The organism is Rhodococcus sp. EPR-134, from assembly GCF_001647205.1.
Taxonomy (GTDB): domain Bacteria; phylum Actinomycetota; class Actinomycetes; order Mycobacteriales; family Mycobacteriaceae; genus Rhodococcus_F; species Rhodococcus_F qingshengii.
In genome coordinates this window covers 1-10,786 of record NZ_LVCT01000371.1, presented here as the reverse complement: position 1 = coordinate 10,786, position 10,786 = coordinate 1, and the positions used below count along the sequence as shown (strand labels likewise).

Here is a 10,786-nt window from a genome sequence, read left to right as displayed (position 1 = left end):
GTCTGAACTGCACTTCGCGGATCGTCGACATCTACACGAAGCAGGGACGGAAGGGCGGCGAGATGACTTTTGCCGTGATGACAACGGATTTCGAAGACGAACAGGGAAATCTCATTGCTCGGGCAACTATGACCGGAGTGGAAACTGCTCGACCGACTGTGGAGGAATCTTGATCAACACAGTGTCAGTCCCGACCCCGTGGGTTGTCGGTCCGGTATCCCGCACCGATTTCGTCAGGTACCAAGGTGCGTCGGGAGACATGAATCCGATTCATCACGACCAGGTTTTCGCCGAGGCGGCGGGGTACCCGAGTCCGTTTTCGGTCGGGATGTTCCAAGCTGGGCTCCTGGCCACCTTCGCCACCGATTGGCTGGGTGCAGAGAACATCCGAGCGATACGAGTTCGGTTCCTCGAACAGGTTTGGCCCGATGACACTCTGACATGCTCAGCGCTTGTCGAACGAACCTATGCGGACGACGAAGGTGACAAGATCGACGTCGAACTCGCCTGCACGCGGCAGACCGGCGGATTGGCGGTCAAGGCGTGGGCAACCTTCGTGCGGACGCCCCTCGTACCGTCGGAGCGGCCGTGAAGGCGCACGTATGTACCCAGCTGGGGTTGCCGAATCAACTGCAGTTCACAGAAATTGACGATCCCACGCCGACACCGAACCAAGTTCTCGTCTCGGTCAAGGCGGCGGGTGTCAATTTTCCCGACGGGTTGATCGTCGCCGGAACGTATCAAACTAAACCCCCACTCCCCTTCATTCCCGGGTCGGAAGTCGCGGGTGTAGTGCACAGTGTCGGCTCGGACGTCCAAGGGGTCGCCCCGGGGAAGCGAGTCATGGCCTTCTGCGGCATGGGCGGATACGCGGAACTCGTGGCGGTCACCAGTGACAAGGTCTTTGTCATCCCTGATTCCATGAGTTTCTCCGACGCTGCCGGATTCGTGGTTACCTACGGAACGTCCTACCACGCACTCGTCGACCGAGCTGCGATCCAACCAGGAGAGACATTGCTCGTCCTGGGTGCCTCCGGGGGCGTCGGGCTCACCGCAATCGAGATCGGCAAAGCATTGGGTGCACGCGTGGTGGCGGCGGCGTCCTCCGAAGCGAAACTCGAGGTCTGTAAGCAACATGGAGCAGACGAGTTGATCAACTACACAACGGGCAACCTTCGCGAACGAGTCGCACAGGTCGCACCGTCCGGTGTAGACGTTGTGTACGACCCGGTCGGTGGAGATCACGCCGCTACAGCGGTGCGCGCATTATCCACCGCAGGAAGATATTTGACGGTTGGCTACGCTTCGGGGCAGATTCCGAAGATCGGCATGAATCGCCTCCTCGTCGTTGGCGGGGCGCTACATGGAGTTCTCTGGGGCGCATGGGCGAAGCGTAATCCGGAGTGCAACGCGGACAACATGCGAGCGCTCTTCGACATGTACGACGGTGGCGCTCTGTCTCCTCATGTGAACAGCATCCACCAGCTGATCAATGCTCCTACCGCACTCGAGGAAGTCATGAGTCGACGAGCGCTGGGCAAAGTCATCCTCTCAACCAACCCCGAATGACAATTCACGACAAAAGGTGCCGTCAATGGACTTAGCTCCGAGCCCCGCTGCGCGCGAAATCATCGCGCGTCTAGAAGCATTCATGGACGAACACGTCTACCCAGCTGAGTCGGTTTACTCCGAACAACTCGAGGCCGCAGGACCTCGCAGTCACGTCTTGCCACCCGTAGTCGAGTCGCTGAAGTTGGAAGCGAGACGCCAGGGCATGTGGAATCTGTTCATGCCGGCGCTCTCAGGACTGTCTCACCTCGACTACGCCCACATCGCCGAGGTGACGGGACGCTCGCCCTACATTGCCCCCGAAGCCCTCAACTGCGCGGCGCCCGATACCGGAAACATGGAGATCCTGCACCTGGTGGGAACCCGCGAGCAGAAGGAGCGATGGCTTCAACCACTGCTCGACGGCACAATGCGTTCGGGCTTCTCCATGACTGAACCCGATGTTGCGTCCTCCGATGCCCGAAACATCATGACGTCGATTGTTCGGGACGGCGACGAATACATCGTGAACGGTCGAAAATGGTGGACGACCGGTGCAGCAGACCCACGGTGCGAAATTCTGGTAGTCATGGGGAAGACGAATGCCGAGGCAGAGCCCCACAAGCAGCAATCGATGATCTTGGTGCCCGTCGCCACCGCTGGAGTCGAAATCGTGCGCAGTTTACCGATATTCGGATACCACGACCAACACGGCCACTGTGAAATTCGGTTCGATAACGTTCGAGTACCGGCAACAAATATGCTTGCGTCCGAAGGAGACGGGTTCGCCATCGCACAGGCGCGCCTGGGTCCGGGCAGAATTCACCACGCCATGCGCTGTATCGGCATGGCGGAGCGCGGATTGGACTTGATGGTTCGACGTGCCCAGTCTCGTAACGCTTTTGGCGGGCCGATCTCGGATCAGGGAGTTGTCCGGACCTGGATCGCCGAATCGCGAATGGAAATCGAGCAGGCCCGCCTTCTGGTGCTGAAGACAGCATGGCTCATCGACCAGGTCGGAGCCAAGGGCGCTCAGATCGAGATCGCGGCAGTCAAAGTCATCGGTCCTCGTGTGGCGCGCAACGTCCTGAATCGATCGATCCAGTGCCACGGGTGTGGCGGTGTCACCGACGACTTCCCGATCGCGAGAATGTGGGCGAGTGCCCGGATCCTCGGTATCGCCGACGGACCAGACGAAGTGCATATCAGGAGCGTCGCACGCCACGAGTTGCGCAAGCACCGCTGACGGCGATTGGTGTTCGAGGCCCGCGAAAGCCGTTGTATTGCTGAATCATCAGCCTTCGTCCACTCGAGCGCATGGTTGACCTCGGTCAACCGCTTCGGGCTGCGGCCCGTGAAGAGAAAACCTCAACCAATTGAATAGGAGAGGCAAATGCCTCGCGCGTCAAAATCAAGGGAAGTGTCCTTCGATCACGAAGTGGACTTCCTCGTTGTCGGCAGCGGTGCCGGTGGGTTGACCGCGGCGTTGGCAGCCGCCGCCAATGGTCTGAACACCCTCGTCATCGAAAAAGCAGACGTTTATGGCGGCACCACCGCGCTGTCGGGCGGCAACATCTGGGTGCCCAACAATCCAACTCTCATCCGCGAAGGGCTCTCGGACAGCCGTGACGACGTCCGGGCGTACATGCGAGCTGTCGTTGGTGATGGAGTTCCCGAGGACAACATCGACGCATTCGTCGACGAAGGTCCACGCGTGTTCGAGTTCCTCGAGAAGACCAGCCCGCTCATGCGATTCCAATGGTGTACGGGCTATTCGGACTATCACCCGGAGAAGCCGGGCGGTCGCCCACGTGGACGTACCATCGAACCGCTTCCTTTCGACCTGAAAATGCTCGGCACCGACGAGTCCGGTCTGCGCCCCGGCGCACTTCCGACTCCCGCCGGTCTGTACATCACATCCAAAGAGTTCGTGAAACTGAACATGGTCATGCGTACCTGGGCAGGGCGACGTGCCGCGCTGGCAACCGGGTGGCGTGCAGCGAAGAGTGTTCTGACCAGAAGGCACATGGAGACACTCGGGCAGGCCCTGGTCGGCCGTCTGCGCCTGGCGATCAAACAAGCCGGCGTTCCGCTTTGGCTGAACACTGCGATGGAATCGCTGATCACCGACGACGATGATTGCGTGGTGGGTGTGGTGGCCGAGCGCAGCGGCCGCACTGTCAGAATCCGAGCTTCCAAAGGCGTACTGCTCGCCTGCGGCGGTTTCGAACAGAGCGACGAGATGCGTCGGCAATATCTCCCGGAAAACGCCAGCGCCAACTACAGCCTCGGTTCAGTCGACAACACTGGAGACGGCATCCGCGCGGGACAACAAATCGGTGCCGCAGTTGACCTGATGGATGACGCGTGGTGGATGCCCTCGTTCAAGAGACCTGACGGGATCATGCACGGATTGGTCTCCGAACGGTCGGTTCCCCGATCGATCATCGTGAACCAGAACGGAGTTCGGTTCACCAATGAATCCGCTCCCTACGTGACATTCGTCCACAACCAGATTGCCGGGGGTCACGACCCAGCGTGGTTCATCTTCGACGCGAAGGCCAAAAGTCGCTATCAGATCGGAGCGATCATGCCGGGGCAGAAGTTCCCGAAATCCTGGTTCGACAACGAACTCCTCTACACCGGCGACACGCTCGACGAGTTGGCCGGCCGCCTCGGACTTCCGAAGAAACAATTAGCTCTCACTGTGCATCGATACAACAGGTTTGCGCACAACGGTGTAGACGAAGACTTCGAGCGTGGAAAAAGTGCGTACGACAACTACTACGGGGACCCGACATTGCCAGTCCCCTCGATGGACATGATCGACGAAGGTCCGTACTACGCGATTCGACTACGAACCGGCGATCTGGGAACGAAAGGCGGGCTCGTCTACAACAAACATGCACAGGTTATGCACAGTTCCGGTGAACCGATTGCAGGTCTCTACGCGACGGGCAACACCTCGTCCGCGGTCATGGGCAACGACTACGCCGGGGCAGGCGCGACCATCGGGCCGGCGATGGTTTTCGGATACATCGCGGCGCGCCACGCAGCTGACCGCCGACAGGACCCGCGATAGATCGGAGTCGTTCCCGTTCCCGTCGGCACGACGTACAACCACGCGGAGGTGGCCTGGACGAACATCCATGCCACCTCTGGTCGGTGCTCGGTGACTCGCCAACGCGATGGATGCACTGTCACACAGTCTGCAATTCCGCAGGCAGTTCGACCGCGTCGCTACCCGAAGCCGCAAGCAGCTGCGCGTACCGCCCGCCTTGCTTCACCAGTTCGTCGTGGGTGCCCTTTTCCACAACCACGCCCTGGTCGAGGACCGCGATGAGATCCGCATCTCGAACCGTGGAGAGTCGGTGCGCCACAACAAGAGTGGTGCGTCCGACCATCAGCTCGTCGAGCGCGTCCTGCAACGCACGTTCAGTGCGATTGTCCAAGGCGCTCGTCGCCTCGTCGAGGACGAGGATCGGCGGATTCCGCAGGACTGTGCGCGCGATCGCTATGCGCTGTTTCTCACCGCCGGAGAATCGGTAGCCGCGCTCGCCGACCATGGTGTCGTACCCGTCGTCGAGACCGGAAATGAACTCGTGGATCTGCGCGATGCGCGCTGCCTGCTCGATCTCGGCGTCCGTGGCGTCGGGTTTCGCGAACCGAAGGTTCTCACGAATCGTCGTGTGGAAGAGATACGTCTCCTGCGACACCACACCTACCAGGTCGGAGACCGTCGCCAGATCGAGGTCCCGCAGATCGACGTCGTCGATTCTCACCGATCCCGCAGTCGGGTCGTACAGACGTGCGGCCAAGTATCCGAGAGTGGTCTTGCCCGAACCCGTGGAGCCGACAAGCGCCAAGGTTCCGCCGGCCGGGACCGTGAGGTCGATGTTGTCGAGGGTCTTGCTGTCGGTTCCTGGATACGAGAAGTCGACGTGGTCGAACCGAAGTTCGCCGGACATCTTGGTGCGGTCGAAGCTCTTCGACTCTTCCGGATCCGCGATGTCGATCGGCAGATCCAGGTACTCGAACACGCGACTGAACAGTGCCATCGAGCTCTGCACCTCGACGCCCGTGTTGAGCAGCATCATGGTGGGGCGGAACAATTGTGTTTGCAACGTGGTGAATGCGACGAGGGTGCCGACGGTGATGGTGTTGCCGTGATCGAGAGTGAAACCGGCAAACCAGTAGACCAGTGCAGGCATGGCTGCGAAGGTGATCGACATGGTCGCCATGCGCCACTTGCCGGCCATCATGGCTCGGAGTTCGACGTCTGCGACTTCCGCTGAACGCTCGGTGAATCGATCCGTCAGAGCCGACTTCGCGCCGGTCGTCTTGCCGAGGAGAATGCCACTGACGGAGAGAGATTCCTCCACCTGGACCGACAGATCACTGAGTAGCTTCTGCCGCTTACCAGAGATCTTGCGGCGCTCGTCACCGATCTTGCGTGCGATACGGATGAACACCGGCAAGATCGCCAGCGAGAAGATGGCAAGCCGCCAATCCAGAAGGAACAGAGCAACAATGGTGGCTGCCACGGTCGTTGCATTCTGCGCGATGGATGTTGCCGTGTTGGTGACCACCGACTGCATACCGCCGATGTCGTTGGCAATACGCGACTGAACTTCTCCGGTTCGGGTTCGAGCGAAGAATCCGAGCGACTGATTCTGCAGATGCGAGTAGACCCGCACGCGCAGTTGGTGCATCAGTTTCTGGCCGATGCTGTTGGACATCCAGGTCTGCGCCACGCCGAGACAGCTCGTGATCACGGCAATAGCGATCATGCCGATGGCCAGAACGCTCACGAGTCCGAGGTTCTTGTCCGGGATCGCCTTGTCGAGCATTTCGCGTAGGAGCAGCGGGCTGCCCAGCGCCACGATCGCGCTGAGTGTGATGACCGCGGTGACGATGGCGATCTGAGTTCGATACGGCGCGAACAGTCCGAGTACGCGTTTTGCCGGTACGGATTCCGCCGGAGTGATCTCGACAGCGGATCGTTCGATGTTTCGCATGCGATCTGGTTTCACGTTCTACCTCCTGGAGGCTTTCTCACCCTAGTTTCATATTGATGAGGTTACCTCACTATGAGGCTGACACCAACAACGCTAGACTGACGCCATGCATTCCCGAGAGCGCGAACTCACCGACGTCGTGATGTCCGTGGCACGGCTCATCCGCCGACGTCAGGTGGCAGCGCTGGAACCATTCGGTCTCTCGCCGTCGCAAAGCCGAGCGCTGCGAGTACTGACCCGAGTGGGCGAGCCGGTTCGACTCGGGTTTCTTGCCGAGCGACTGCGCATCGTTCCGCGGTCGGCGACCGACGTCGTGGATTCCCTCGAAGAGGCCGGATGGGTGCGCCGCACTCCCGATCCGAACGATCGGCGAGCCGTGTTACTCGAGCTCACCGACGCCGGCGCTACCCTCGCTGCCGACGTCGCAAAAGCTCAACGACGCGAATCTTCGGATGTGTTCGACGACCTCGACGAATCGGAGCGAGCAACTCTCACCGAACTTCTCGAGCGAGTGGACGCGGGGCACGACTCGCGGCCCCGCGACTGCCCGAAACCTTCGGTCTGAGTCCTCACGCAGCGACGGTGTCGATTGCGTCCTCGACATTCTCCGCCGACGTCGGCTTGCTCTGACGCTCGATCTTCGAGATGCAACGAGCAAGGTCCGCGCCTACCGCAGTCGCCCGTAGCTCGAGATCGGAACGAGGCACACCCTCTTTGGTCGTGTACTCGTTGGTGCGCAACTCCCCCGCCACCATGACCGGATCACCCTTCATGATGGATGCGCCGACGCCGGTGACCAACCGCCGCCAGCAGCTGACCGTGAGATAGAGGGTCGCTCCGTCCGTCCACTCTCCGGTCACCGTGTCTTTGCGACGCGTGTTGCTCGCCATCCGAAAGCTCAGCACCTCTTCGCCATTGGTGGTCTGCCGCTTCACCGGATTGGTGATGACGGTTCCGACAACCGTTGCATGCGTTTCGTACATGTCCGATCCCCCTTCGAACTCCAGAACCCGCCAACTGCCGCGGGGCCGATCATTGCGTCGGCAGTTTCGATTGTGGAACGACAAACGCGTGGCTCGGGATCTTCGATTTCCACCTGTGCATCGGTGGAACAGCTGTGGAGAAACAGCACTGCCCGAGCCAAACGGCCCGGGCAGTGTCGGAGCTAAGTGCTAGTGGAGGATTCGTCGGATTTCTTCTCGCTGGGTGTCTCGTCCGCAGAGTCCTCGCTTGCAGTCTCCGCGTCAGCAGCCTCACGGGGTTTCCACCCTTCGCGGTCTCGCCTGGCCAATTCGGCGAACATCGCGTTGTGCGCGGCGAGGTCGGCGTCGTGGTCGCGCTCGGCCGCACGGTCGGTTCGCCGCGCTGTCCTGCCATCGCTGCGCGACCACTGAACCAGTAGCGCGAGCATGACCACCATGAGCGGGATCTCGCCGGTCGCCCACGCGATGCTGCCGCCCAGCTGCTGATCGCCGATCAGGTCGTTGTTCCAGCCGAGGCCGAGCGAACGGAAGTACGCGCCGCCCATGACGGCGGTGGTGCTCATCAATGCCACGCCGAAGAAGGCGTGGAACGGAAGTGAGCCGAAGACCATTGCCAGCTTGGTCACTGGCTGCAATTGACGTGGTGACGGGTCGATTCCGATCGCCACCCAATAGAAGAGATAGCCGCTGAGGATGAAGTGCAGGTTCATCAGCAGGTGAGCGCTGTGCGAGTCGACCGTCGCACCGTAGATTCCGCCGAGATACAGCGCGTAGAAACCGCCGACGAAGAGAACTGCCGCCACGATCGGGTGGGTGATGAATCGCGAGAACGGGCTGTGCAGAGCGGTCAGAATCCACTCGCGAATGCCGGGCACGCCGTCCTTGCCTGCCGGATCCAGGGCCCGCAGAGCCAAAGTGATCGGCGCACCCAGAACCAGCAGGACTGGGCCCAACATCGACAGCGCCATGTGCGCACCCATGTGAACGCTGAATACTGCCGGCGCGTACTTGCCGACGCCCGAAGACGTGGCGATCAGGAGCACCGCACAACCGCTCATCCAGGCGATGGTTCGGCCGACAGGCCAGGAATCCCCACGCTTGGCCAGCTTGCGCAGACCGATTCCGTACAGAATCGCCGCAGCAACGGCGGCGGTGCCGAACATGAGGTCGAATCGCCAGTCCGTCACGAAGGCCATGAACGACGGCGGGTCCGGAAGGTTGTAACCGAGTTCGACCTCGGGAATCGAAGGAATCGACAAAGGCGGGGGCGGCGGGGTACGACCAAGGCCGATCGCGAGACCGATGGTCGCCGCCATCACGATGCCTTCAGCGCCGGCAAATCGAATCAGGGCAGAGCGACTCTTCGGATTCTCCGCCAGCGCCGGTAGCGCCCGACTCCGCTGAGCCCAACCGAAGAACCCGAGGATGATCAGTGCAACTGTTTTCGCGACGATCAATCGTCCATACGTCGTGGTGAATACGTCGTCGAGAGGCAGACGGACAATCGCGTTGATGACGCCGCTGAATCCCATGACGACGAAGCAGATGGATGCGACCGTCGAAAAGCGTCGGGCTGCTACGTCGGTGTAATCGCCGCCGCGCCGCGCGTGTGCCAGTAGCGCGAACAAGCCGCCGGCCCAGAGCGAAGCCGCCACGAGGTGCAGGATCAGGCTGTTGGTAGCGATGTCATGCGACCCGCCCGAAGACGAGTGACCGGTGAGAGCGAGCGGCATCAGTCCGAGAAGACCGACCAGCAGCAGTAGCGGGGTCCACCACCAGCGCAGTGTCAGTCGGGCCAGGATCGCCAGAACAACCGCGATGATCGCAGTCCAACGCCAAGCGCCGGCGATCTCGACCTGATCGAGTCCCGACCACAGGTTCGCCGGTTTGATCGCTTCGGCAAACGGCTGACCCGACGTGTCAGAGAGCGTCAGAGGCACCATCATGAACGAACAGATCGCCCACACGATCGCGGCGTGCGATGCAGTTCGGACTGCCCGATAGCCGTCGACGTCGAGGACGCCCGACTTCTGCGGCGGCACGAAGAACGCGGCCAGCAGCAGTGACCCGATCGCGATGACCGCGGCGATCTCCCCCAGTGCCCGCATCGCGGGCAGGCCGTACGTGGTGATCGGGCCTGGATCCGGGATGCCCAGAAGAGTCAGTGCCTGCGACGCGGAGAATCCCACCACGATGGCTGCGGTGAGCCCTGCGATGAGTCCACTGACCACGAATATCGCGGTCGAAGAAGCGGGTGCACCGCTGTGCTGTGTGGACTCCGGTGGGGAATCTGTCGGCGCGAGGTCGGGTGTAGCCATACCTCAAGGGTAGGACCTTCGCGAACCGACTACGACAACGCGTCGGAGTTGGGCGGCGCGCGTCACATCCCGAACCCTCGAGTATGATGTTCCACGCGCCTCCGTAGCTCAGGGGATAGAGCAAGAGCCTTCTAATCTCTTGGTCGCAGGTTCGAATCCTGCCGGGGGCACCACAAGATTTGATTCACGGATAGTCACACTGCGTGGACGAGCGGCCACTGGGCAGAACAGTCTGATTCGGATCGAAACCTAGCCCACAAATTGCGTGCCGTCCGCAGTAATCTGCCTCGCATGAAGAAGGCACTTCCGAAGACCCTGAAGTCACTCGCCCGGACCGTTGGAATCCTGGCACTCGCGATCGTCGTTGTATCCGTCGTCGAGCGGTTCACCGGCGCACACCAACCGACTACCGGTCCCGCCTCGTTGACCGGGCCCGACCAATCGTTGTAGCCCTTCCCTGCGACAAGGTCGTCTCACGAAGTTCTACGACGACGAGTCGGTAGGCAAGAGTCCACCAATGGCGGCTGAGTCGCATGCAACACGCTGCGCGGAGCGGCCGCGACTGTCACAGAATCTCTGCGCTCCGGATCCCAAGGCGTCACAGCAGCCGGGGCAGTCAAACCTTGCGGGCAGCCGCGGGTGTAGCGCCATTGACACAAGCTGCGTCAGAATGGTTGCGCGAGAACTCGATTCGAAGGTCCGATTTCGCGAAGTGTCCAGAGAGCTGCGAAAAGTACCGGCTGAGGGACCTCGCGGCCACTCGGTGCGGTTGCTCGGATGTGGCGACTGCACGCCGATCGAACCGGTCGCATCCACCGTCAGCAACTACGCAACGACCGTCACCATTTGACTCCGGGCATCGAAAGCGCTTGAAAAGTAAGCCAGTTCATCGTGCCGAGGCGCGCGAGAACGACCTGAA

Annotated in this window: 9 protein-coding genes and 1 tRNA gene; 7 read left to right on the top strand and 3 right to left on the bottom strand. The window is 61.1% G+C overall.

From position 1 onward, the window contains the following. The first annotated feature begins 169 nt into the window (after positions 1-169). The 4 genes from A2J01_RS16825 (at position 170) to A2J01_RS16810 (ending at position 4,630) form a co-directional block, all read left to right on the top strand. Positions 170-592 (top strand): MaoC/PaaZ C-terminal domain-containing protein, encoded by a 423-nt coding sequence (locus A2J01_RS16825; RefSeq protein WP_007733354.1) that lies wholly within the window; start codon positions 170-172, stop codon positions 590-592. Continuing rightward, positions 589-1,569 carry an NADPH:quinone oxidoreductase family protein gene (locus tag A2J01_RS16820; RefSeq protein ID WP_064113156.1) on the top strand — a complete coding sequence of 327 codons (981 nt, stop codon included), beginning with the start codon at positions 589-591 and terminating at the stop codon, positions 1,567-1,569. Before A2J01_RS16825 ends, A2J01_RS16820 begins: the two co-directional genes overlap by 4 nt. A gap of 25 nt (positions 1,570-1,594) precedes the next feature. Further along, positions 1,595-2,794 carry an acyl-CoA dehydrogenase family protein gene (locus tag A2J01_RS16815; protein ID WP_064113155.1) on the top strand — a complete coding sequence of 400 codons (1,200 nt, stop codon included), beginning with the start codon at positions 1,595-1,597 and terminating at the stop codon, positions 2,792-2,794. A 147-nt stretch (positions 2,795-2,941) separates the two neighbouring features. Further along, on the top strand, positions 2,942-4,630 hold the full coding sequence (locus A2J01_RS16810) for an FAD-dependent oxidoreductase (RefSeq protein ID WP_064113154.1): 1,689 nt from the start codon (positions 2,942-2,944) through the stop codon (positions 4,628-4,630). Between the two features lie 118 nt (positions 4,631-4,748). Here the strand turns inward: A2J01_RS16810 and A2J01_RS16805 are convergent, their stop codons facing one another. After that, positions 4,749-6,566: an ABC transporter ATP-binding protein gene (locus A2J01_RS16805; RefSeq protein WP_007733348.1), complete on the bottom strand. Its 1,818-nt coding sequence runs from the start codon at positions 6,564-6,566 to the stop codon at positions 4,749-4,751. A 106-nt stretch (positions 6,567-6,672) separates the two neighbouring features. Between A2J01_RS16805 and A2J01_RS16800 the strand changes: the two genes are divergently transcribed. Continuing rightward, a complete protein-coding gene (locus tag A2J01_RS16800) occupies positions 6,673-7,131 on the top strand; it encodes a MarR family winged helix-turn-helix transcriptional regulator (RefSeq protein ID WP_003945320.1) in 459 nt (152 codons plus the stop codon). Positions 7,132-7,135: 4 nt separating this feature from the next. Here A2J01_RS16800 and ssb read toward each other — a convergent pair whose 3' ends face one another. Next, a complete protein-coding gene (ssb, locus tag A2J01_RS16795; RefSeq protein ID WP_064113153.1) occupies positions 7,136-7,549 on the bottom strand; it encodes a single-stranded DNA-binding protein in 414 nt (137 codons plus the stop codon). A 182-nt stretch (positions 7,550-7,731) separates the two neighbouring features. Then, positions 7,732-9,867 carry a cytochrome c oxidase assembly protein gene (locus A2J01_RS16790; protein ID WP_007733346.1) on the bottom strand — a complete coding sequence of 712 codons (2,136 nt, stop codon included), beginning with the start codon at positions 9,865-9,867 and terminating at the stop codon, positions 7,732-7,734. A 97-nt stretch (positions 9,868-9,964) separates the two neighbouring features. On the opposite strand from A2J01_RS16790, the gene A2J01_RS16785 reads away from it, so the two are divergent. Further along, a tRNA-Arg gene (locus tag A2J01_RS16785) sits at positions 9,965-10,040 on the top strand. 118 nt (positions 10,041-10,158) lie between these two features. Beyond that, positions 10,159-10,317, top strand: coding sequence for a hypothetical protein (locus A2J01_RS36440; RefSeq protein ID WP_003945304.1), 159 nt, complete (start codon positions 10,159-10,161; stop codon positions 10,315-10,317). Positions 10,318-10,786 lie beyond the last annotated feature (469 nt).